Origin of the sequence: Micromonospora sp. NPDC047730, assembly GCF_043204765.1 — a bacterium.
GTDB lineage: Bacteria > Actinomycetota > Actinomycetes > Mycobacteriales > Micromonosporaceae > Micromonospora.
On the sequence record NZ_JBIDCU010000021.1, the window covers coordinates 31931 to 54566 of the forward strand.

The window sequence follows — 22636 nt, forward strand, 5'->3', positions numbered from 1 at the left end:
GCGCTCAGGCGGTGCGGCGGACGTTCGTGAGCACGAAGCCGCTGGGCGGCAGTGCGGGCATCCGGCTCAGGCTCAGCGCCAGGTCCTGCGGCGGCACGTCGTAGCGCATGGCCGCGGTCAGGTTCGTCACCGCCCGCCTCATCAGCTCGATGGTGATCCACTCACCGGCGCAGCGGTGGCCGGACAGATGGTTCCCGCCGCCCTGGGGGACGAAGCGGAACGGGTCGCCCCGCCAGCCGGTGAAGCGCTCCGGGCGGAACCGCTCCGGCTCGGGCCAGAGCTCCGGGTGGTGGTCGGTGCCGTACAGGTCGAGCAGCACCCGCCGGCCACGCGGGAAGTGGTAACCCTGCCAGTCGAAGGAGCGACGGACCCGGGCGGCGGCCACCGGGAAGAAGGGGTAGAAGCGGCGTACCTCCTGCACGAAGCTCTCGGTGGCCTCCTCGCTCTCGCGGGCCCGCTGCCGCCAGGACGGGTGGTCGTGCAGCGCGAGCGCGGCGAACACGACGAACCGGTCCACGGCGACGGTGGGGCGCAGCACGTTGAGCAGTTCGACGGCGGCGATCCGGCGGGGGAGCAGCCGCCCGTGGGCGTCGCGGTGCTCGGCGACCACCCGCAGCGCGCTGCCCGCGGGCGCCGGGAGCGTGCCGACGCGCGCGCGGTCGATGACGCCGCCGATCCAGCGCTCGCCCCGGCGGCGGCCCAGCAGGCCCCGCCAGTGCCGGGGGCCGAGCGCCGCCGGTCCCTCGATCATCGCGTGCAGGTCGGCGGTGCGCCGGTCGACCTCGGAGGCCGCCAGCGGCACGCCCGCCCAGGCGCAGACCGCGCGCGTCAGCATCCGGCCGACCTCGTCGTACAGCACGACGGGCCCGCCCGCCTCCCAGGCCGGGACGCGGGCCCGCCACTCATCGTCGAAGAGTTGGCCGAGGTGCCGGACCGCGGCCGGCGTCATGATCGACATGAACATGGCCTTGCGGTCGCGGTGGTCGGCGCCGTCCAGGCCCTGCACGCCGCCCCGGCCGGTCAGGGTGCGCTGCGCCCGCATCGGCGTCGCACCCGCGCGGACGAACCGCTCGGTGTCGTAGAACAGCTCGGCCGCCGGGCGGCCGCGCAGGCAGATGGTGCGCTGCAGCAGCAGCCGGGCCTGGAAGATGTCGCTGCCGTGGCGGTCGCAGCGCCGGCCGACGAAGCGGTAGCCGTCGCGCAGGAACGCCACCGAGCTCTCCGGGCTGCGCTCCGTCGGGATGGTCGCCATCGGGCCTCCTGCCGCGGGCGGCGGCCGTGCCGGCCGGCCGGTCTCGTCGATGCCTATGCGTCTACCCAGGCCGGCGTGGCGCAATCCCGCGGCAGGCCGGCGTGCGGCCGGCGCCGGGCGGCGGGCGGTCGGGAACCCGTCCGCACCCGGTGCCGACCGGGACTCGCACGCGATTCCCGGTCGCCGGCCACGTCCGGCCGGATGGCGGAACGTGAGGGGAGGGGCCAGCGCACGGCGCGCCCGCTGGCCCCTCCCAGGGGAGCGGAAAGCTGGTTGGCTCGGGGGAGCGGTCCGGTCGGGCCGCCGACGGCGTGCCGACGGCCGGCAGCCGGGCCGGAACCCGGGCGGGTCACCTGGGGGAGGGCCGCGCCCACGATCGCCACGGGAGGACCCATGCGGGACAACAGACCGCCGTACTGGCGGCAGCGGCAGGCGCTGGGGGTGCTCGGCGCGGCACGGGACGCGGCCGGCGCCCCGTTGATCGCGCCGCCCCGCCGCCCGGCCCGGCCGGGCCGGTTCTTCACCGTGCACCTTGGTTTCACCGCGCCCGACCTGGAATCGGCCCGGGAGGTCGCCGTCGGATACGCGGAGGCGCTGAGCCTGCTGCGACCCGAGCTGGCCCTGGGCGCGTCGGCGTTGTCGCCGGCCGAGGCGTGGCAGCACGCCGAGCGGCTGTTCTGCGGCGCGTCCGGGCCGGACGGCGAGCGCTGCGTCGACGTGGCCGGCCACCCCGGCTTCCACCACGCTCCCGGCCCCGGCGGACTGGGCTGGGGCGACGGCGACTAGGGGTGCGCGGCCCACGGGATGTCAGGCCCCGCCCCGCCCCGCCGCGGGCGGGCCGGGTGCCGACGGCGGTGCCGCCGACCGACCCGACCGGCGTCCTCGGGCTCAGTCCAGGTCGAACTCGCCGTCCTGGGCACCGGCGACGAAGGCGTCCCACTCGGCCTGGGTGAAGACCAGCACCGGGCCGTCCGGCTCGGCGGAGTTGCGCATGCCGATCAGGTCGTCGACGAAGGCCACCTCGACGGCGCTCTCGGAGGTGTCGCCTTCGGCCCGCTGCCAGACCGCCCGGGAGAGGTCGAAGTCGCCCTTGGGGTGCGAAGCCATGGTTCAGTCCTCCAGTGCCACGGGGTCATGGGGAAACACGTGCGGATCCCCATCGGGCAGGATAAGCGGATGCCGAGCCTGACCCGTGTAGAGGCGACCGCGCGTGGCGCGGCGATCACCGTCGAGTCCTACCAGGTGGACCTCGACCTGACCGGCGACGGTGAGCGGTTCCGCTCGACCGCCACCATCCGGTTCCGGGCCGCCGCCGGGGCGCAGACCTTCGTCGAGGTCAAGCCCGCGAAGCTGCTGACGGTACGCCTCAACGACCGGGACCTCGACCCGGCTGCGCTGGCCGACGGCCGGTTCCCGCTGGCCGACCTGGCGGCGGAGAACACGCTCACCGTCACCGCCGAGATGGCGTACTCGAACACCGGCGAGGGGATGCACCGCTTCGTCGACCCGGCCGACGGCGAGACGTACCTGTATGCGATGTCCTTCCTGGACGAGGCGCCGCGCATCTTCGCCGCCTTCGACCAGCCGGACCTGAAGGCCCCGGTGACGCTCTCGGTCACCGCCCCGGCGGAGTGGACGGTCGCCGCCAACGGGGCGCTCGCCGCGAACCCCTGGCCGGGGCGCTGGGAGTTCGCCCCCACCGCCCCGCTGGCCACGTACTTCTTCTCGGTGGTCGCCGGCCCCTGGCACGTCCGCCGCGACTCCCACGACGGCATCCCGCTCGGCGTGTACTGCCGCCGTTCCCTCGCCGCCCACCTGGACGCCGACCTCGACGAGATCCTCACCGTCACGAAGCAGTGCCTCGACCGCTTCCACCAACTCTTCGCCGATCGCTACCCGTTCGGCAAGTACGACCAGGCGTTCGTGCCCGAGTTCAACGCCGGCGCGATGGAGAACCCCGGCCTGGTCACCTTCCGGGACGACTACGTGTTCCGCTCGGCGGTCACCGACAGCCAGCGCGAGGTGCGCGCCACCACCATCGCGCACGAGATGGCGCACATGTGGTTCGGTGACCTGGTCACCATGCGCTGGTGGGACGACCTCTGGCTGAACGAGTCCTTCGCCGAGTACCTGGGCACCCGGGTGACCGCCGAGGCGACCCGCTTCGACCGGGCCTGGACGACCTTCGCGATTCGCCGAAAGTCCTGGGGCTACACCGCCGACCAGCGGCCGTCGACCCACCCGGTCGCCCCGGCCGAGGTCGCCGACGCCGCCGAGGCCCTGCTCAACTTCGACGGCATCTCGTACGCCAAGGGGGCCAGCGTGCTGCGGCAGCTGGTCGCCTGGCTGGGCGACGAGGCGTTCCTCGCCGGGCTGAACGCGCACTTCGCGAAGCACCGGTTCGGCAACGCCACGCTGACGGACCTGCTGGCCGCCCTCGGCGACGCCGGCGGGCGGGACCTGGGCGCCTGGGCCGACCGGTGGCTGCGTAGCGCGCAGGTCAACACCCTGCGCATCGAGACCTCGGTCGACGCCGACGGGCGCTGGCGGGACGCGGCGATCGTGCAGACCGCCCCCGCGTCGCACCCGGTGCTGCGCCCGCACCGCGTCGGCGTGGGTCGGTACGCCGACGGCACGGCGAGCCGCTTCGAGGTCGACCTGGACCCGGACGCCGACGGCGGGCGGACCACGCTGACGCCGCTGCTCGGCGAGCCGGCCACCGGGCTGCTGCTGCCGAACGACGGCGACCTGACCTTCGCCAAGATCCGCCTCGATCCGGCTTCGGCCGACGCGGTGCCCATGGTGCTGCCGGGGCTCGCCGACCCGCTGGCCCGGGCCCTGCTCTGGGGCGAGGCGCTCGACGCGGCCACCGACGGGGAGCGCCCGGTCACCTCGCTGGTCGCCCTGGTCGCCGCGGCGCTGCCCGCCGAGACGGAGGTGACGATCGCCGAGGAGGTGCTCACGCTGAGCCGCCGGCTGATCGACCGCTACCTGGACCCGCTCGCCCGGGACGCCGCCCTGCTCCGGGTCGCCGGGGCGTGCGCGGCGCTGCTCGCCGGGGCGCCGGCCGGGGGCTCGTTGCAGCTCGCCGCCGCCCGCGGCCTGATCGCGGCCACCACCGACACCAGGCTGCTCGCCGGGTGGCTGGCCGGTGACGGCGTGCCGGAGGGCTTGGCCGTCGACGCCGACCTGCGCTGGGCGCTGCTGCTGCGCCTGGTGGTGCTGGGTGCGGCCGGCGAGGCGGAGATCGCCGCCGAGGCGGCCGCGGACCGTAGCGCCACCGGGGCGGAGCGGGCCGCCTGCTGCCGGGCGGCGCTGCCGGACGGGGAGGCCAAGCGGGCCGCGTGGGAGATCGTGGTGCGCAACACCGAGCTGTCCAACCGCCTCGTGGAGGCGACCGCCGAGGGCTTCTGGCAGCCGGAGCAGGCCGAGCTGACCGCCCCGTACGTCGAGCGGTACTTCGCCGACATGCCGGCGGCGGCGAAGCTGCGTACCCCCTGGGTGGCCGACGCGGTCACCGTGCGGGCCTTCCCCCGGTACGCCGTGGCGCAGCCCACCCGGGAGTTGGCCGCGGCCCTGCTGGCCCGGGACGACCTCACGCCCGGCCTGCGGCGCTGGGTCACCGACCTGGACGACGACCTGCGCCGGGCGCTGGTGGTCCGGACGGCGACGGCCGCCGCGTCGGCCTGAGCGGACCGGTGGCCGGGACGGCCGGCGGCCCCGGGTCGCCGTCGGCCGTGCCCGGCCTACGATCATCAGATGGAGGAGGACATCCGGCGGGTCGGCATCATGGGCGGCACCTTCGATCCGATCCACCACGGGCACCTCGTCGCGGCCAGCGAGGTGGCGGACCGGTTCGGCCTGGACGAGGTGGTCTTCGTCCCCACCGGCCAGCCGTGGCAGAAGGAGGACCAGCCGGTCAGCCCGGCCGAGGACCGCTACCTGATGACGGTGATCGCCACCGCCTCCAACCCCCGTTTCCAGGTCAGCCGGGTCGACATCGACCGGGGCGGGCCCACTTACACGGTCGACACGCTGCGTGACCTGCACGCCGAGTACGGCCCGAAGGTGCAGCTCTTCTTCATCACCGGTGCCGACGCGCTGGAGCGGATCCTCTCCTGGAAGGACCTGGACGAGATCTTCGAGCTGGCCCACTTCATCGGGGTGACCCGGCCCGGTTTCGAGCTCACCGACGCGCACCTGCCCGCCGACACGGTGAGCCTGGTGCAGGTCCCGGCGATGGCCATCTCGTCCACGAACTGCCGCGCGCGGGTCGCCCGCGGGGAGCCGGTCTGGTATCTCGTGCCGGACGGTGTGGTGCAGTACATCGCCAAACGGCGCCTCTACCAGCAGTGATTCGACCCGGTACCGGGTGGTTCGGCCGGGTAACGCGTCAGAACTGGCGAGTCGGGATTCCGCCGTGTGTGAGACGCTTGGAGGATCGCACGGTTGATCGAAGGAGAACGGTGACAGTTTCCGAACGCGCTCACGAGTTGGCGATCGCCGCCGCCCAGGCCGCGGCCGACAAGAAGGCGCAGGACATCGTCATCATCGACGTGGGCGACCAGCTCGCCATCACCGACGCGTTCCTGCTCGCCGCCGCCCCGAACGAGCGTCAGGTGCTCGCCATCGTCGACGCCATCGAGGAGCGGCTGCTCCAGCTTCCGGAGAAGGCCAAGCCGGTCCGGCGCGAGGGCGAGCGGGGCGGCCGGTGGGTGCTGCTGGACTACGTCGACATCGTGGTGCACGTCCAGCACACCGAGGAGCGCGAGTTCTACGCCCTCGACCGGCTCTGGAAGGACTGCCCGACGATCCCGTTCGTCGACCGGGACCTGGTCGACGCCGAGTCCGGCACCGGCTCCGCCGCCGCGGAATGACCCGCCTGATCATCTGGCGGCACGGCAACACGGACTGGAACGCCGCCAGCCGGGTCCAGGGGCAGACCGACGTGCCGCTGAACGACCTCGGCCGCGAGCAGGCCCGCACCGCCGCGCCCCTGCTCGCCGCGCTGCGGCCGGACGCCATCGTCGCCAGCGACCTGAGTCGCGCGGCGGACACCGCCGCCGCGCTCGCGGCGCTGACCGGGTTGCCGGTGCGCACCGACCCGCGGCTGCGGGAGCGGCACTTCGGGCTCTGGCAGGGGCTCGTGCTCACCGAGGCGGCCGAGCGACACCCCGCCGAGTTCGCCCGCTGGCGGGCCGGTGACCCGGATCCGGGCGCCGGCATCGAGACCCTCGACGACCTCGGCAAGCGGATCGGCGCGGCGTTCCAGGACGCCGCCGACCTGGCCCCCGGCGGCACCGTCGTGGTGACCACCCACGGCGGCGGCGCCCGGCAGGGCGTCGGCCAGCTGCTCGGCTGGGAGCACGCGGTGCTGCGCACCGTGGGGTCGCTGTCCAACTGCCACTGGACGGAGCTGCGGCACGACGACGCCCGGGGCTGGCACCTGCGCGCCCACAATGTCGGCCTGATCACTGTGCCGGCCACCACCGAGGCCGTCTGACCCCGGCGTTCCCCGCCGCGATCGGCTAGCGTGCCGGGCATGCCCGTCGCGGTCGTCACCGACTCCACCGCCTACCTCCCGCCCGAGCTGCCGCACGCCCGCCGGCTGACAGTGGTGCCGTTGACCGTCGTGCTCAACGGCGCGGAAGGGCTGGAGGGGGTGGAGGTCACCCCGGCCGACGCCACCCGGGCGCTCGGCGGGCGGCGGGTCTCGGTGACCACCTCCCGCCCCGCCCCCGAGCAGTTCGCGCGGACGTACCGGGACCTGTTCGACGCCGGCGCCGACGGGATCGTCTCGGTGCACCTGTCGGCCGAGCTCTCCGGCACGGTGGAGGCCGCTCGGCTGGCCGCCGCCGAGTTCGACGACCGGGTCGCCGTGGTCGACAGCCGCTCGACCGGCATGGGCCTGGGCTTCCCGGCCGTCGCCGCCGCCACGGCGGCCGAGCGGGGCGGGGACCTTGCGGGCGTACGCGACGCCGCGTTGGCGGCGGTCGACCGCACCAGCATCTGGTTCTACGTCGACACGCTGGAGTTCCTGCGCCGGGGCGGCCGGATCGGTGCCGCGGAGGCGCTGCTCGGCACCGCGCTGTCGGTCAAGCCGATCATGCACATGCCGGACGGGGCGATCGTCGTCAGGGACAAGGTGCGTACCGCCAGCCGGGGCGTGGCCCGGCTCGTCGACCTGGCCGTCGAGGCGGCCGGCGACGACGACGTCGACCTGGCCGTGCACCACCTGGCCGCGCCACAGCGGGCCGAGGCGCTGCTGGAGACACTGACCGCCCGGCTGGGCGACCGCCTGCACCACGCGTACGTCTCGGAGGCGGGCGCGGTGGTCGCCGCGCACGCCGGGCCGGGCCTGGCCTGCGTGGTCGTGCACCGGCGGCCCGCCACCGACTAACGTCGATCCCGCGACGGTCATGCCCCGCTGACGCTGTCGAGCTGCCCCACCGGACGGGGCAGCGGGGGCCCGACGCGCGCCCGGCGGCGCCGCCGCCGGAATCGGGGAGGATGCGATGTCCTGTGTGGTGACCGGTGGCGGGCGCGGGGTCGGCCGGGCCGTCGTGGAGCGGCTCCTCGGCGCGGGGAACGCGGTCGTGGTCGTGGAGCACGATCCCGACGCGGTGGCCTGGCTGACCGCGCACCCGGCCGCCGACCGGCTGGCGGCGGTCGTCGGTGACGCCGGCGATGAGCGGGTCGCCGCCCGGGCCGCCGACCTCGCCGAGGAGACCGGGCCGCTGACCGGCTGGGTCAACAACGCGGCGGTGTTCCGGGACGCCTCGCTGCACGCCGATCCGGTCGACGAGGTGCTCGACCTGATCGGGTGCAACCTGCGTCCCGCCGTGGTCGGTGCGGCGACGGCGGTGCGCCGTTACCTGGCGGCCGGCACGGGCGGGGCAATCGTGAACGTCTCCTCCCACCAGGCTCGGCGGCCGGTGCCCGGCTGCCTGCCGTACGCGACCGCGAAGGCCGCCGTCGAGGGGCTGACCCGGTCGCTGGCCGTCGAGTACGGCCCACGGGGCATCCGGACCAACACCGTGGCGTTGGGCTCGATCGCCACCGAACGGCACGCCGCCTTCCTGGCCGGGCAGGAGCCGGCCGCGGCGGAGTGGATCGACGCCGAGCTGATCCGGCTGCACCCGGTCGGGCGGATCGGCCGGCCGGAGGAGGTGGCGGAGGCCGTCGCGTACCTGCTGTCGCCGGTGGCGGGCTTCGTCAACGGGGTGACCCTGCCGGTCGACGGGGAACGGTCGGTCTTCGGTCCGGATCCGGAGGCGCGCTGACCTGCGGCTTTCCGGGGCCTAGCACAGCTTGGGCATGATCAGGCGGTTGTCCACAGGGGGCCGTGCCGTCCACAGCCGGCCTCGCGACCCCCTCCGGACGGCCATCGCGGTCCTAGCCTCGCGTCGTGTCAGACGACGAGGAGACGGTGGTCCGGGAACGGCTGCGCCGGTTGGTGACGGGCCCGCCCTCGGCGGGTACGCCGGCGCGCGAGGCCCGGTTCGCCGAGCACACCGGATGGTCTCCGCCGGCACCGGCCGGGACCGACCCGGAGTCGTGGCCGGTGCCGGGTCCCGGCACCGCTGCGGCGGTCCGGTCGGCGCCGGCCCTCGCCCCGGCCCCGGCCGGGCGGACGGCGCCGCCGGATCCCGCTCCGCCGCCCGAGGCCACGGCGGCCACGGCCGAGGCGGCGACGTCCTCCCGGTTGCCGGGGCCGGGCGCGTTCGACCCCGGGCGGCGGGGTGTGCGGGCGTTGGCCGTCGTCGCCGTGCTGGTGGTGCTCGGGGCCGGCTTCTGGGCCTGGCGGTCCCGACCGCAGGCCGAGCCGGTCCGGCCGGTGGCCACCGCCGAGCCGCCCGTGGTGTCGGCGACCGGGCCGGTGGAGCCGGGGGCGTCCCCCGCCGGCGAGCTGGTGGTCGCTGTCGCCGGCAAGGTACGCCGTCCCGGGCTGGTCCGGGTGCCGGCCGGCGCTCGGGTCGCCGATGCGGTCGAGGCGGCCGGCGGGGCTCTGCCCGGAGTGGACGTGGCCCTGCTCAACCCTGCCCGCAAGGTCACCGACGGGGAGCTGATCCTGGTCGGCGTCGCCGCCGCGCCGGGCGCGGCACCACCGCCCGGCGGGCCGCCCGGCGGGCCGCCCGGCGGGGCGCCGGGAGCGGCGCCCGGCGCGGGCGGCCGGCTCAACCTGAACACCGCGACGCTCGCGCAGCTCGACGCCCTGCCCGGAGTGGGTCCCGTGCTCGCCCAGCGCATCCTCGCCCACCGCGACCAGCAGGGCGGCTTCCGCTCGGTCGGCGACCTGCGCCAGGTCGACGGCATCGGCGACGCCCGGTACGAGCAGCTCAAGGACCTGGTGACGGTGTGACGGCGGGCGGACCGCCGGCGCGGGCCGAGCGACCGTCGCCGGTGACGGCTGCCGCCGGCGGCACGCCGGGTGCTGCGGGGCACCGGCCGGCGGAGGAGCCGGACCTGCGGCTGGCCGGCCTGGCCGTGGCGGCCTGGCTCGCCGCGCTGGCCGGGCTGCACCTGACTGCCGGCGTGACGCTGTTGCTGGCGGCGGTGGCCGCCGGGGTGGCGGGCCTGGCCGGGCTCCACCTCGTCGGCGTCCTCGGCCGGCCGTCCGCCCCCGTCCGGCGGTACGGCTGGATCGCCGTCGCGGTGCTGATCGGCGTGGTCTGCGGCGCGACGGCGACCGCCGCCCGGGTGTCCCTCCGCGACGCCGGGCCGGTACGCGCACTGGTCGAGGAGCGTGCCGTCGTCACCGCCGAACTGGTCGTCCGCGACGACCCCCGCCCCGTGCGCGGTGTCGCCGGACGGCCGGCCACCCTGCTCGTGCCGAGCGAGCTGACCGGGGTCACCGGCCCGGACGGGCGGCGGGTCGTCGCGCCGGTCCGCGTGCTGGTCCTCGCCGCCGACCCGGGCTGGAAGGGGTTGCTGCCCGGGCAGCGGCTGACCGCCGAGGGGAGGCTGGCCGTCCCGCGCGGCGGGGACCTGACGGCCGCCGTGCTGAGCGCGGCGGGCCCGCCGGAGCGGCACGGTGCGCCGCCGACGTCGCAGCGGGCGGCCGGGGCGCTCCGCGGCGGCCTGCAACGCGCCTGCGCGCCGCTCCCCGACGAGCAGGGCGGCCTGCTGCCCGGCCTGGTCGTCGGCGACACGAGCAGGTTGCCGCCCACGGTGGAGGAGGACTTCCTCGCCACCGGCATGACCCACCTGAACGCCGTCTCCGGCTCCAACGTGGCCATCGTCGTCGGCGCCGTGCTGCTGCTGGCCCGTTGGGTGCGGGCCGGCCCCTGGCTGGCCGCCGGGCTCTGCGGGCTGGCCCTGGTGGGGTTCGTCATCCTGGTCCGCCCCTCGCCGAGCGTGGTGCGGGCCGCCACGATGGGCGCGATCGGGCTGGCCGCGCTGGCGGCCGGGCGTCCCCGGGCGGCCCTGCCCGCGCTCTCCGCCGGCGTGGCCGTGCTGTTGCTGTTCGACCCGGAACTGGCCGGTGACGCCGGCTTCGCGCTCTCCGTGCTGGCCACCGGCGGCCTGCTGCTGCTCGCTCCGAGGTGGCGCGACGGGCTGCGCCGCCGTGGTGTGCCGGCCGGGTTCGCCGAGGCACTGGCGGTGCCGGCCGCCGCACAGCTCGCCTGCGCCCCGGTGGTGGCCGGGATCTCGGGCACGGTGAGCCTGGTCGCCGTGCCGGCGAACCTGCTCGCGGTGCCGGCGATCGCGCCCGCCACGGTGCTCGGCGTGCTGGCGGCGGCGGTGTCGCCCGTCTGGCCCGCGGGGGCGGAGTTCCTCGCCTGGCTGGCCAGTTGGCCGGCCTGGTGGCTGGTCACGGTGGCGCGGCACGGGGCGCGGCTGCCGGCCGGGACGCTGCCGTGGCCGGGCGGGGTTCCCGGGGCCCTCCTGCTGGCCGGGCTGACCGTCGCGCTGCTGGTGGCCGCCCGACGCCCGGTCGTCCGCCGGCTGGTGGCGGTGGTCGTCGTCGCGGTGGTGGCCGGCGCGCTGCCGGTGCGGCTGGCGGCCCCCGGCTGGCCCCCGGCGAACTGGGTGGTCGCCGCCTGCGCGGTCGGCCAGGGCGACACCGTCGTGCTGCCGGTCGCCCCGGGCCGGGCGGTGGTGGTCGACGCCGGGCCGGATCCGGCGGCGGCGGACGGCTGTCTGCGCCGGCTCGGCGTACGCGAGGTCGCGCTGCTGGTGCTCAGCCACTTCCACGTCGACCACGTGGGCGGTGTGGCGGGCGTGTTCCGGGGAAGGCCGGTGGACGTCGTGCTCGCTCCGCAGTGGGCGGAGCCGGCGGCTGGGCGGGACCTCGTCCGCGCCGAGGCGGCGGCGCACTCCACCGAGGTGGTCGCCGGCCGGGCCGGTTGGCGGTACCGGGAGGGCGTGCTCGACCTGGTCGTCGTCGGTCCGCCACACCCGCTTCGGGGCACCCGGTCGGACCCGAACAACAACTCGCTGGTGCTGCTCGCCACGGTCGCCGGGGTGCGGATCCTCCTCGCCGGCGACGCCGAGACCGAGGAGCAGCGGGCGCTGCTCGACAGCGCCGTGCCGGGCGGGCTGCGGGCCGACGTGCTGAAGGTGGCGCACCACGGCTCCGCCTACCAGGATCCGGCCTTCCTGGACGCGGTCCGCCCGGCGGTCGCCCTGGTGCCGGTCGGGGCCGGCAACACGTACGGGCATCCGCACCCGGCGGTGCTGGGGCGGCTGGCCCGGGGCGGGGCGCGGGTGCTGCGTACCGACACCGACGGGGACGTGGCGGCGGTGCTCGGCCGGTCGGGCCTCGCGGTCGTGACGCGCGGCACCCCACCGGGCCGGCAGCCCTAGGAGTCGATGTCGATTCTCGGCTTTGGCAACGTATTGAGATAAATGTCTGGATTTGCACTGAGTGCGGGCTCTGCCGTCACAGTGCGGATGAGCAGGCTGGATCGGGCCGCCGGCCGTGCGAATATGGGCGGCGTGACCGCCGCCAGCCTCGCTCCCATTCTGCTCGTCCTCGGCGACGAGGAGCTGCTCGCCACGCGCGCGGTCACCGAAGCCGTTGCCCGGGCCCGCGGTGTCGAGCCCGACGTGGACGTCCGCGAGTACCAGGCCGGCGCCCTGACCGTCGGCGAGATCGCCGAGATGCTCAGCCCCTCCCTCTTCGGCGGGCGGCGGGTGCTGGTGCTCCGCGCCGGCCAGGACGCCCGCAAGGACCTGGTGGCGGCCCTGCTGGCGTACGCGAAGAACCCCGACCCCGAGGTGCAGCTCGTCGTGCTGCACCTCGGCGGGGCCAAGGGCAAGGCGTTCGCCGACGGGCTGAAGGCGGCCGGCGCGACGGTCGTGCCGGCGGCCAAGCTCAAGGGGCACCGCGACCGGGTGGCGTTCGTCCGCGACGAGATTCGCCGTGCCGGCGGGAAGTGCACCGACGACGCCGCCGAGGCGCTCATCGCGGCGGTCGGCAACGACCTGCGCGAGCTGGCCGCCGCCTGTTCCCAGCTGATGGCCGACACCGACGGCCGGATCGGCGCTGACACGGTCGCCCGCTACTACCGGGGCCGGGTCGAGGTGAGCGGCTTCACGGTCGCCGACGCCACCATGGTCGGCGACGTGCCGGCTGCCCTGGAGGCGCTGCGCTGGGCGCTGCACGTCGGGGTCGACCCCGTGCCGATCGCCGACGCGATCGCCGACGGCGTACGCACCGTGGCCCGGGTGGCGTCCGCCGGTCGGGGCAGCCCCTACCAGTTGGCGAGCAGCCTGGGCATGCCGGCGTGGAAGATCGAGCGGGCGCAGCGCCAGGGGCGCGGATGGACGCCCGAGGGCCTGGTCGAGGCGATGCGGGCCGCCGCCGAGTGCAACGCGGCCGTCAAGGGCGGGGCGGACGACCGGGCGTACGCGCTGGAGCGGGCCGTCTTCTCGGTCGCGGCCGCCCGGCAGGGTGGCGCCCGGTGAGCGGAGCCCTCCGCGGCTCGTGGGCCACGATCCCCGCCGACGAGGAACGCTACCGGCCGCTCTACGCCCGGGTCCTCGGGCTGCGCGTCGTCAACCCCGGCGGGGTGCTCTGCTTCCTCTTCTTCGAGGGCGCCGTCGCGCTCGCCGCGCTGCTCGCCCTCGCCGAGCTGGTCACCTGGTGGGCGGTGCTGATCCTGCCCGCGACGGTGGCGGTGATGGTGAAGCTCAACGACATGGTGGCCGCCAGGGTGGTCCGCTCCGCGGCCCTCGTGCCGGAGCAGGAGCGGGACCGCTTCCGCCAGCAGATGCAGCCCGTGGTCGGGCGGGCCAGGGTCGACTGGATCACGCACAGCGTGCCCGGCGTGGTCGTCACGGCCGAGCCGGTGGCGCGGGCGGCCGGTGACGGGACGGAGCCCGGTCGGTCCGCTCGGCCGTGATCCTCGGCACGCCGGAAGCCCGGCCGGGTTCTCCCGGCCGGGTGGCGGTGCGGAACGCAGAAGGGGCAGACAGCCGGAAGCCCCGGGGAGTGCCCGGGGCTTCCGGTCAGGTCTGAGGTCGCCGCGTCAGGCGGAGAGCGACACCACGCGCTTGGCGATCGCGGACTTGCGGTTCGCGGCCTGGTTCGAGTGGATCACGCCCTTGCTGACTGCCTTGTCCAGCTTGCGCGAGGCGTCGCGCATGAGGATGGTGGCCTTCTCGACGTCACCAGCCTCCGCAGCCTCGTGGAACTTCCGGACGGCGGTCTTCAGCGACGACTTGACCGACTTGTTACGCAGCCGGCGCTTCTCGTTCTGCCGGTTGCGCTTGATCTGGGACTTGATGTTCGCCACGCGACAGCCTCGTCTTGATAGCTCGGGTTGGTCTGCTTCTGCGCGCGACGAGCATGCGTCATCGCTGCGCGAAAAGCCAGGTTACCAGGTCGCCCGGGACGAGCCAAAACGGCTCCGCCCAGGCCCTGGTGGGGCGTGCCCGGTCGGGCACGGGCCGGTCGGGCACGGGCCGGTCGGGCACGGGCCGGTCGGGCACGGGCCGGTCGGGCACGGGCCGGTCGGGCACGCCCCACCAGGGCGGGGAGTCGGCCGGCGCGTGCGGAGAGGCCCCGGTGCCGGCCGGGGGCACAGGGGGTCAGGCCCAGCCCTGCCGGCGGGCGAGCCAGGCGAGTGACTGCTCGCCGCTCCACCGCTGGTGCGCCGGCAGGTGCGGCGACGCCGTCGCGGGCGCCGAGGCGGCCGTGGTGAGAAAGTAGCCGGACAGGGCGGCCAGCGTGACGTCCAGCGCGTCCGGGGGCGCGCCCGCCGCCGCCGGATGCCGGGCGAAGAGCGCGTCGGCGTCCAGGCCGCCGGCGTACGCGGTGAGGAGCAGGCTGGCCAGGTCGAACCAGGCCGGACCGTGGCAGAGCCAGGTCCAGTCGCAGAGCCAGGCCCGGCCGGTCCCGTCGATCAGCACGTTGTCCAGCCGGAGGTCGCCGTGGATCAGGCCACTCGCCCCGGCGGCGTACCCGGGGAGGCGGGACTCCAGCGCGACCAGGTCGGGCAGGCGGTCGCGCACCCGCTCGGGCAGCGGCGGCGACGGCTCCCGGCCGGCGGCCACCTCGCCCCACCAGAGGATGTCCTCGCGGGCCAGGTCGGCGAGGTGGGGCAGCCCGAGCGCCGCCAGCGGGGCCGGGGGCGCGGCCAGCGCGGCGGCGACCTCGGCGTACCCGGCGAGGGTGGCGGTCAGCTCGGCCGGCTCCCAGGGCAGCCGGGGCGTGTGGCCGTCGACGGCGTCCAGGCAGAGCGCGAACCAGCCGGCCTCGTACAGCGTCCAGCGGGGGCGGGGAGCCGGCAGGCCGTCCGGGAGCCGGTCGAGGATCGCGGCCTCCCGGGCGTACCAGTCGACCAGGCGCGGTTGCTCGGCGGCGGACGCGGCCTTGACGAAGGCCCGGTCCCCGGCGGCGGTGGTGAGGACGGCGGCGAAGCCCCGGGTGAAGCCGGCGCCGGCCACGCGGGCGGCGACCACCGGGGCGCCGATCCGGACGGCGATCGCGGTGCGCAGGGCCGCGGGCAGCGTCTCCCACGCCGGTCGGCGGGCGGTGGCGTGGTACGGCACCGGGGGCGGGAACGTCGGGGGCACGCCACCATGCTGCACGAGGCACGGTGAACCGTGACGCGGGCCGCGACCCGTCGGGGTGTTCCCGCTGCGGCGGGACGGGCGGCGCGGTCTGCCAGACTGCCAGGCCATGAGGACCGACGACTTCTGGCAGTTGATCGACCGGGCCCGGGCGGGCGGCGGGGGAGAGCCGCACGCGGTCGCCGCGCGGGCCGTCGCCCTGCTCGCCGAGCGCGACCCGGACGACATCGTCGGGTACGCCCGCCACCAGGCCCGGGTGCTGTCGGCCTCGCACAAGGCCGACCTCTGGGGTGCGGCCTACCTGATCAACGGCGGGGTGTCCGACGAGGGCTTCCACCACTTCCGGGGCTGGCTGATGACCCAGGGGCGCGAGGTCTTCGCCCGCGCCGTCGGCGACCCGGACTCGCTGGCCGGGCTGCCGCAGGTGCGGGCGGCGTCGCTCAGCGGCGAGGAGTTCTCGGCAGAGGGGATGCTGGCGGTGCCGTGGGACGCCTACCGCAGGGCCACCGCCACCGAGCTGCCGGCGGACCGGGAGCCGGCGCCGGTGCCGGACCTCAACGACTTCTGGGACTTCGACGACGAGGAGGAGGCCAGGCGGCGGTTGCCCCGGCTCGCCGCCCTCTTCGTCGAGCCGCCTGCCGAGTGACGCCGGCCGGGGCCTCGGCGCGGTGACGCCGTGCGCCGGCGTGCCCGGCGTGGGGTCCGCGGGTGATCCTCGGCGGCGGGGATCGCCCGCGCAGCGGGCGCGCGGCGGCGACGTGGGAGCATAGAGGGGGCCGGCGTCGCGCCGGCCCGCTCACGTCAGCCGACCAGAACGGACCGCTGTGCCACCGACGCTCGATTCCGGCGCGAACGCTCCTGGTGCCACCGACCCGGCGCGCATCAGGAACTTCTGCATCATCGCCCACATCGACCACGGGAAGTCGACCCTGGCCGACCGGATGCTGCAGCTCACCGGCGTGGTCGACCCCCGGCAGATGCGTGCGCAGTACCTCGACCGGATGGACATCGAGCGCGAGCGCGGCATCACGATCAAGAGCCAGGCCGTCCGGATGCCCTGGACCGTCCGGGAGGGCGACCGGGCCGGCGAGACCGCCGTGCTCAACATGATCGACACTCCGGGCCACGTCGACTTCACCTACGAGGTGTCCCGGTCGCTGGCCGCCTGCGAGGGCGCGATCCTGCTGGTCGACGCCGCCCAGGGCATCGAGGCGCAGACCCTGGCGAACCTCTACCTGGCGCTCGAGAACGACCTGCACATCATCCCGGTGCTCAACAAGATCGACCTGCCGGCCGCCCAGCCGGAGAAGTACGCCGAGGAGCTGGCGCGCCTGATCGGCGGCGACCCGGCGGACTGCATCAGGGTCTCCGGCAAGACCGGCGAGGGCGTGCCGTACCTGCTCGACGAGATCGTCCGGCAGTTCAAGCCCCCGGTCGGCGACGCCGAGGCGCCCGCCCGCGCGATGATCTTCGACTCGGTCTACGACGTCTACCGGGGCGTGGTCACCTACGTCCGGGTCATCGACGGGCGGATCAGCGCGCGCGACCGGATCAAGATGATGTCCACCGCCGCCGTGCACGAGCTGCTGGAGATCGGCGTCATCTCGCCGGAGATGGTGAAGGCCGACGCGCTCGGCGTCGGCGAGGTGGGTTACCTGATCACCGGCGTGAAGGACGTCCGCCAGTCCCGGGTGGGTGACACGGTCACCATCAACTCCCGGCCGGCCACCGAGGCCCTGGGCGGCTACAAGGACCCCAAGCCGATGGTCTACTCGGGCCTCTACCCGATCGACGGCTCCGACTACCCCAACCTGCGCGAGGCGCTCGACAAGCTCAAGCTCAACGACGCCGCGCTCGACTACGAGCCGGAGACGTCGGGTGCGCTCGGCTTCGGCTTCCGCTGCGGCTTCCTCGGCCTGCTGCACCTGGAGATCATCCGGGAGCGGCTGGAGCGCGAGTACAACCTCGACCTGATCTCGACCGCGCCGAACGTGGTCTACCGGGCCATCACGGAGGACGGCCAGGAGATCGTCGTGACGAACCCGAGCGAGTACCCCACGGGCAAGATCGCCGAGGTGTACGAGCCGGTCGTGCGCGCCACCGTGCTCACCCCGAACGACTACGTCGGCGCGGTGATGGAGCTCTGCCAGGGCCGCCGGGGGAGCCTGCTCGGCATGGACTACCTCTCCGCCGACCGGGTGGAGCTGCGCTACACGCTGCCCCTCGCGGAGATCATCTTCGACTTCTTCGACCAGTTGAAGAGCCGCACCAAGGGCTACGCCTCGCTGGACTACGAGCCCTCGGGCGAGCAGTCGTCCGACCTGGTCAAGGTCGACATCCTGCTGCACGGCGAGCCGGTGGACGCGTTCAGCGCGATCGTGCACAAGGACAAGGCGTACAACTACGGGGTCACCATCGCGGCGAAGCTGCGCAACCTGATCCCGCGCCAGCAGTTCGAGGTGCCGATCCAGGCGGCCATCGGCAGCCGCGTGATCGCCCGGGAGACCATCCGCGCGATCCGCAAGGACGTGCTCGCCAAGTGCTACGGCGGTGACATCAGCCGCAAGCGCAAGCTGCTGGAGAAGCAGAAGGAGGGCAAGAAGCGGATGAAGATGGTGGGCCGCGTGGAGGTCCCCCAGGAGGCCTTCATCGCCGCGCTTTCGTCCGACTCCGGGGACGGCAAGGCCCCCGGCAAGAAGTGACACGCCGCCGGCCCGCCGGCGGATGACGACGTACGACGGCCGGCGCCCCGGCCGGGCAGCGGACCTCGGTGGTCCCGCCCGGGCCGGGGCGTCGGCCGTTCGCGTCCGAAGAATTTCTGCGGCCCGCCCCGAGGACGGGCCGGCCCGCGACGGGACGGGCCGCCACCTGCGCGGACGGTTCCGCGGCGGTATTCGCCGCGGCGCGCCATTGACGGCCGACGCCGCCTGTCCGGGTGCGAACCGGTTTGGCTTTTCCACGACTCGGGCACATTGCGGTCACGACAGGAACACCACAGACCGTGGAATTGATTATTCGCAGAAGGAGGGCGACGTGGAGCTCACCGTTTGGGGCATCATCACTGCGCTCATCGTTGGTCTGATCGTCGGCGCTCTGGGTCGCCTGCTCGTGCCGGGCCGCCAGAACATGCCGATGTGGCTGCACATGCTGATCGGTGTCGGCGCCGCGCTGCTGGGCACCGTCCTGGCTCGGGCGATGGGCATCGCCACCGAGACCGCCGGTATCGACTGGGGGGAGCTGCTGGTCCAGGTCGTGCTGGCCGCCATCGCCGTGGCGCTGGTCGCCGGCGTGGGTCGTCGCCACAGCGTCACCCACCGGTAACCCCCGCACCGCGTTCGACGGGCGTCCGACCACCGGGTCGGGCGCCCGTTCCGCGTCCGCCGACGGTCCGGTCGGCCTCCCGGACGCCCCCGGGCGGGCCGACCGGCGGGGCATGGCCCGCGTGAGCGTGTCCGGACTCCGCATTCCGGGGCGGGCGCCGCCCGGCCCTTTTTCGCGGTCGGCGTCCCGTCTGGGCGGGCGGGCCACCCGGTGTCCCGGAAAGCCGGTTTGGGGCTGTGGCGGGCAGGGAACCTATCGGTCACGACAGGAACACCACAGATCGTGGAACTCATTTCTTTCATCCGAAGGAGGGCGACGTGGAGCTCACCGTTTGGGGCATCATCACTGCGCTCATCGTTGGTCTGATCGTCGGCGCTCTGGGTCGCCTGCTCGTGCCGGGCCGCCAGAACATGCCGATGTGGCTGCACATGCTGATCGGTGTCGGCGCCGCGCTGCTGGGCACCGTCCTGGCTCGGGCGATGGGCATCGCCACCGAGACCGCCGGTATCGACTGGGGGGAGCTGCTGGTCCAGGTCGTGCTGGCCGCCATCGCCGTGGCGCTGGTCGCCGGCGTGGGCCGTCGCCGCAGCGTCACCCACCGGTAACAATCACAGCCTGAACTCGACGGGCGTTCGACCGGCAGGTCGGGCGCCCGTTCGCGTGGGTACGACCGGATTCGCCCCGGTGCCGACCCCCGCAGGATCCTGCCCTGCGGTACCGTCGCCTCTCTTCCGCCGAACCGCCCACTGTCGTAAAGGATTTTTTCCTACTAAGGTGCGGCGGAGAAGGTTAGTGCCAAGTGGCGCGAGGGAGATATGGCGTGAACAGGTGGAAGCGGCTGGCCCCGGTCACCGCCGTCGTGGCCTCGGCCGCGATGGTGCTGGCCGGCTGCGGTGGCTCCGATGACGAGAAGGCCGCAGACAACAGCAAGCTGACGGTCTGGATGATGGGCGAGGGAAGCGAGGCCCAGACCAAGTTCCTCGACGGCGTCGAGGCCGAGTTCCGGCAGAAGCACCCGGACACCGACGTCGTGGTCCAGTACATCCCCTGGCTCGAGGCGCCGAAGAAGTTCCAGGCCGCCCTCGCCGGCGGTGAGGGGCCGGACGTCACCGAGCTGGGCAACACCGAGACCCAGGGCTGGGCGGCGCAGGAGGCGCTGGCCGACGTCACCGACAAGATGAACGGCTGGGCCGAGGGCAAGGACATCCTCCCCGACCTGGTGAAGAACGCGCAGCTCGACGGCAAGCAGTACGGCGTGCCGTGGTACGCCGGCGTCCGGGCGATGTACTACCGCACCGACTGGTTCGCCGAGGCGGGCGTGAAGCCGCCGACGAACTGGGACGAGCTGGTGGCCGCCGCCAAGGCCGTGCAGGCCAAGAAGCCGGGCAAGTACGGCATCGCCCTGCCGGGCAACTCCGAGCTGCCGTTCTACTCGTTCCTCTGGGGCGCGGGCGCCGAGATCGCCACGCAGCAGGGCGACACCTGGAAGTCCGGCTACACCACGCCGGAGGCGCAGAAGGCCGTCAAGTTCTGGACCGACCTGGTGACGGTGCACAAGGTGGCGCCGCCGGCCGCCGCGGGCTGGAACGAGATCGACGCCCGGACCCAGTTCGCCACCGGCAACGCGGCGATGGCCTTCGGCGGCAGCTGGCAGCAGGGCGCCATCAAGAAGGACAACCCGGAGATCGAGAAGGTCTGGGGCACGTTCCCGATCCCCGGCCCGGACGGCAAGGCCGCGCCCGGCTTCGCCGGCGGCTCCGACATCGCGATCTGGAAGGACAGCGAGCGGCAGAGCCTCGCGTGGGACTACCTGACCGTGCTGCTGAGCAAGAAGAACGACCAGGCCTTCGCCGACAGCCTCGGCTTCTTCCCGGTCTACAAGGACCTGGTCGGTGGCGACAAGTACGCCAGCGACAAGATCATGGCGGCGTTCGCCACCACGATGCAGAACACCAAGCTCACGCCGCTCACCCCGAAGTGGGTGGAGGTCAGCCGCACCAAGACGGTGACCCAGGCGATGAACAGCTCGGTCATGAAGGGTCAGAAGACGGTCGAGAAGGCTACCGCCGACGCGGCCGCGGAGATGGAAAGCATCCTCAACGCCAAGTGACCACGCTGACCGAGGCGCCGGAGGCGGCCGCCGCGCGGGAGACCCCCGCGCGGCGGCGCCGCCGGGTGGACCGCCTGCCCTACCTGCTGCTCCTGCCCTGCCTGGTGATCATCGGCGTGCTGCTGCTCTGGCCGCTAGGCCAGGTGGTGGTGATGTCCTTCCACCAGCTCAACAACGTCCGCCAGCTACGCGGTGACCGCGAGTGGCCGTGGGTGGGGTTCGGCAACTACGCCGAGATCCTCGGCGACCCGTTCTTCCTGACGGTGCTGCGCAACACCGTCCTCTTCGCCGCCGCCAACGTCGTGCTCACCATGATCCTGGGCACCCTGGTCGGGCTGCTGCTCAACCGGCTCGGCAAGCGGATGGCCACCTTCGTCGCCAGTTGCGTGATGCTCGCCTGGGCCACCCCGGCGCTGACCGGCACGATCGTCTGGAAGTGGATCTTCGACGACACCAGTGGCCTGGTCACCTGGCTGTTCAACGCGCTGCCCGACGGGCTTTCGCAGAGCCTCTTCGGGCGCAGCGACTGGACCGGGTACGGCTGGTTCAACTCGCCCCTGTTGTTCTTCTCGATCCTGACCCTGGTGGTGGTCTGGCACTCGTTCCCGTTCATCGCGGTGAGCGTGCTGGCCGGGCTGAAGAGCGTGCCGAGCGAGCTGCACGAGGCGGCGCGGGTCGACGGCGCCGGGCCGTGGAGGGTGTTCTGGAAGATCACCTTCCCGCTGCTGCGGCCGGTGTTCGGGATCCTGATCGTGCTCTCCACCATCTGGGACTTCAAGGTCTTCACCCAGCAGTTCGTGCTGGCCGGCGGCACGCAGGACCGGCCGACGTTCATGCTCTCCATCTACTCGTACGCGGAGGCGTTCTCGCCCCCGCCCAAGTACGGCCTCGGCGCGGCGATCGCGGTGATCCTCACCCTGATCCTGCTGGTGGTGACCGGCCTCTACGTCCGCATGGTGCTCAAGCAGGAGGAGGACGCGTGACGCGACGCGGAGGCGGTGCAGGCGTGAAGAGGATCGCCCTCAACGGCGCGGGGCTGCTGGTCGCGCTCTTCGCGGCGTTCCCGGTCTACTGGATGATCGCCACCTCGCTGAAGCCGAGTTCGGAGATCTTCTCGTCCACGCCCCGGCCGGTGCCGTCCGAGCCGACGCTGGAGCACTACCGGCAGATCCTCACCGGCAACCTGATCCCGGGCGTGACCTTCGCCGACTTCTTCCTCAACAGCGCGCTGGTCGCGGTCTCCACAGTGCTGCTCAGCGGCCTGGTCGCGCTGCTCGCCGCGACCGCCGTGGCCCGGTTCCGGTTCAAGCTGCGGACCACCTTCCTGATCATGCTGCTGGTGGTGCAGATGATCCCGCTGGAGGCGCTGGTCATCCCGCTGTTCCTGATGATCCAGCGGCTGGGGCTCTACAACACCCTGCCCAGCCTGATCCTCACCTACCTCGGCTTCTCGCTGCCGTTCGCGGTCTGGATGCTGCGGGGCTTCGTCGCCGCCGTGCCGAAGGAGCTGGAGGAGGCCGCCGCCATCGACGGGGCGAGCCGGGCGCAGACCTTCCGGAAGGTCCTCTTCCCGCTGGTGGCCCCCGGCCTGGTGGCGACGAGCATCTTCTCGTTCATCACCGCCTGGAACGAGCTGATCTTCGCCCTGACCTTCATCAACGACCAGGAGAGCTACACCCTGCCGGTCGCGATGACGTTCTTCTTCGGCCGCGACGACACCGCCTGGGGCCCCGTGATGGCCGCCTCCACGCTGTTCACCCTGCCGGTGATCATCTTCTTCCTGCTGGTGCAGCGGCGGATGGTCTCGGGCCTGGTGGCCGGCGCCGTCAAGGGCTGACGCCCGCGTGAGGAAGGGGCCCTGGTCGACGCACCGCGTTGACCAGGGACCCTTCTTTTGCCCCCTCCGGGCGCGTCCGCGGGGCGGGCTAGGC

Annotated in this window: 22 protein-coding genes; 18 read left to right on the forward strand and 4 right to left on the reverse strand. The window is 74.0% G+C overall.

Going from position 1 to position 22636, the window contains the following annotated elements:
• Positions 1 to 4 precede the first annotated feature (4 nt).
• Positions 5 to 1252 (reverse strand): cytochrome P450, encoded by a 1248-nt coding sequence (locus ACGF5G_RS30930; protein WP_393269295.1) that lies wholly within the window; start codon positions 1250 to 1252, stop codon positions 5 to 7.
• A gap of 393 nt (positions 1253 to 1645) precedes the next feature.
• Between ACGF5G_RS30930 and ACGF5G_RS30935 the strand changes: the two genes are divergently transcribed.
• On the forward strand, positions 1646 to 2038 hold the full coding sequence (locus ACGF5G_RS30935) for a hypothetical protein (RefSeq protein WP_393269298.1): 393 nt from the start codon (positions 1646 to 1648) through the stop codon (positions 2036 to 2038).
• 102 nt (positions 2039 to 2140) lie between these two features.
• Here ACGF5G_RS30935 and ACGF5G_RS30940 read toward each other — a convergent pair whose 3' ends face one another.
• A complete protein-coding gene (locus ACGF5G_RS30940) occupies positions 2141 to 2359 on the reverse strand; it encodes a DUF397 domain-containing protein (RefSeq protein WP_088992395.1) in 219 nt (72 codons plus the stop codon).
• Positions 2360 to 2428: 69 nt separating this feature from the next.
• On the opposite strand from ACGF5G_RS30940, the gene pepN reads away from it, so the two are divergent.
• From pepN to ACGF5G_RS30990, 10 genes are all read left to right on the forward strand, one after another.
• Entirely contained in the window at positions 2429 to 4942 is a 2514-nt protein-coding gene (gene pepN / locus ACGF5G_RS30945) for an aminopeptidase N (RefSeq protein ID WP_393269301.1), read from the forward strand.
• Between the two features lie 69 nt (positions 4943 to 5011).
• Positions 5012 to 5608 (forward strand): nicotinate-nucleotide adenylyltransferase, encoded by a 597-nt coding sequence (gene nadD / locus ACGF5G_RS30950; protein WP_393269303.1) that lies wholly within the window; start codon positions 5012 to 5014, stop codon positions 5606 to 5608.
• A gap of 110 nt (positions 5609 to 5718) precedes the next feature.
• Entirely contained in the window at positions 5719 to 6129 is a 411-nt protein-coding gene (gene rsfS, locus ACGF5G_RS30955) for a ribosome silencing factor (protein ID WP_350710838.1), read from the forward strand.
• Entirely contained in the window at positions 6126 to 6755 is a 630-nt protein-coding gene (locus ACGF5G_RS30960) for a histidine phosphatase family protein (protein WP_357460383.1), read from the forward strand. The genes rsfS and ACGF5G_RS30960 overlap by 4 nt, the downstream gene beginning before the upstream one ends.
• Before the next feature lie 39 nt (positions 6756 to 6794).
• Positions 6795 to 7652, forward strand: a complete 858-nt coding sequence (locus ACGF5G_RS30965) for a DegV family protein (protein ID WP_393269307.1) — start codon at positions 6795 to 6797, stop codon at positions 7650 to 7652.
• A gap of 115 nt (positions 7653 to 7767) precedes the next feature.
• Entirely contained in the window at positions 7768 to 8535 is a 768-nt protein-coding gene (locus ACGF5G_RS30970; RefSeq protein ID WP_393269310.1) for an SDR family NAD(P)-dependent oxidoreductase, read from the forward strand.
• A 125-nt stretch (positions 8536 to 8660) separates the two neighbouring features.
• A complete protein-coding gene (locus tag ACGF5G_RS30975; RefSeq protein WP_393269313.1) occupies positions 8661 to 9614 on the forward strand; it encodes a helix-hairpin-helix domain-containing protein in 954 nt (317 codons plus the stop codon).
• A gap of 41 nt (positions 9615 to 9655) precedes the next feature.
• The gene (locus ACGF5G_RS30980; RefSeq protein WP_393269438.1) at positions 9656 to 12061 is read left to right on the forward strand and encodes a ComEC/Rec2 family competence protein; all 2406 of its coding nucleotides are present in this window, start codon (positions 9656 to 9658) and stop codon (positions 12059 to 12061) included.
• 123 nt (positions 12062 to 12184) lie between these two features.
• Positions 12185 to 13165 carry a DNA polymerase III subunit delta gene (gene holA / locus ACGF5G_RS30985; protein WP_393269440.1) on the forward strand — a complete coding sequence of 327 codons (981 nt, stop codon included), beginning with the start codon at positions 12185 to 12187 and terminating at the stop codon, positions 13163 to 13165.
• Complete coding sequence (locus tag ACGF5G_RS30990) at positions 13162 to 13602, forward strand: hypothetical protein (RefSeq protein WP_393269316.1); 441 nt, start codon at positions 13162 to 13164, stop codon at positions 13600 to 13602. The genes holA and ACGF5G_RS30990 overlap by 4 nt, the downstream gene beginning before the upstream one ends.
• 126 nt (positions 13603 to 13728) lie before the next feature.
• Here ACGF5G_RS30990 and rpsT read toward each other — a convergent pair whose 3' ends face one another.
• Positions 13729 to 13995: a 30S ribosomal protein S20 gene (gene rpsT, locus ACGF5G_RS30995; RefSeq protein WP_091104033.1), complete on the reverse strand. Its 267-nt coding sequence runs from the start codon at positions 13993 to 13995 to the stop codon at positions 13729 to 13731.
• A gap of 295 nt (positions 13996 to 14290) precedes the next feature.
• Positions 14291 to 15292 carry a phosphotransferase family protein gene (locus tag ACGF5G_RS31000; RefSeq protein WP_393269319.1) on the reverse strand — a complete coding sequence of 334 codons (1002 nt, stop codon included), beginning with the start codon at positions 15290 to 15292 and terminating at the stop codon, positions 14291 to 14293.
• 91 nt (positions 15293 to 15383) lie between these two features.
• On the opposite strand from ACGF5G_RS31000, the gene ACGF5G_RS31005 reads away from it, so the two are divergent.
• The 7 genes from ACGF5G_RS31005 (at position 15384) to ACGF5G_RS31035 (ending at position 22542) form a co-directional block, all read left to right on the forward strand.
• Positions 15384 to 15920, forward strand: a complete 537-nt coding sequence (locus ACGF5G_RS31005) for a DUF4240 domain-containing protein (RefSeq protein WP_393269322.1) — start codon at positions 15384 to 15386, stop codon at positions 15918 to 15920.
• Between the two features lie 178 nt (positions 15921 to 16098).
• Positions 16099 to 17976 (forward strand): translation elongation factor 4, encoded by a 1878-nt coding sequence (gene lepA, locus ACGF5G_RS31010; RefSeq protein WP_393269325.1) that lies wholly within the window; start codon positions 16099 to 16101, stop codon positions 17974 to 17976.
• Between the two features lie 331 nt (positions 17977 to 18307).
• Positions 18308 to 18595, forward strand: a complete 288-nt coding sequence (locus ACGF5G_RS31015) for a GlsB/YeaQ/YmgE family stress response membrane protein (protein WP_393269328.1) — start codon at positions 18308 to 18310, stop codon at positions 18593 to 18595.
• Between the two features lie 317 nt (positions 18596 to 18912).
• Entirely contained in the window at positions 18913 to 19200 is a 288-nt protein-coding gene (locus ACGF5G_RS31020; RefSeq protein WP_091104043.1) for a GlsB/YeaQ/YmgE family stress response membrane protein, read from the forward strand.
• A gap of 215 nt (positions 19201 to 19415) precedes the next feature.
• Positions 19416 to 20705 (forward strand): sugar ABC transporter substrate-binding protein, encoded by a 1290-nt coding sequence (locus ACGF5G_RS31025; protein ID WP_393269331.1) that lies wholly within the window; start codon positions 19416 to 19418, stop codon positions 20703 to 20705.
• Positions 20702 to 21688 (forward strand): carbohydrate ABC transporter permease, encoded by a 987-nt coding sequence (locus tag ACGF5G_RS31030; protein ID WP_393269334.1) that lies wholly within the window; start codon positions 20702 to 20704, stop codon positions 21686 to 21688. Before ACGF5G_RS31025 ends, ACGF5G_RS31030 begins: the two co-directional genes overlap by 4 nt.
• 23 nt (positions 21689 to 21711) lie before the next feature.
• A complete protein-coding gene (locus ACGF5G_RS31035) occupies positions 21712 to 22542 on the forward strand; it encodes a carbohydrate ABC transporter permease (RefSeq protein ID WP_357704552.1) in 831 nt (276 codons plus the stop codon).
• Positions 22543 to 22636: the final 94 nt, after the last annotated feature.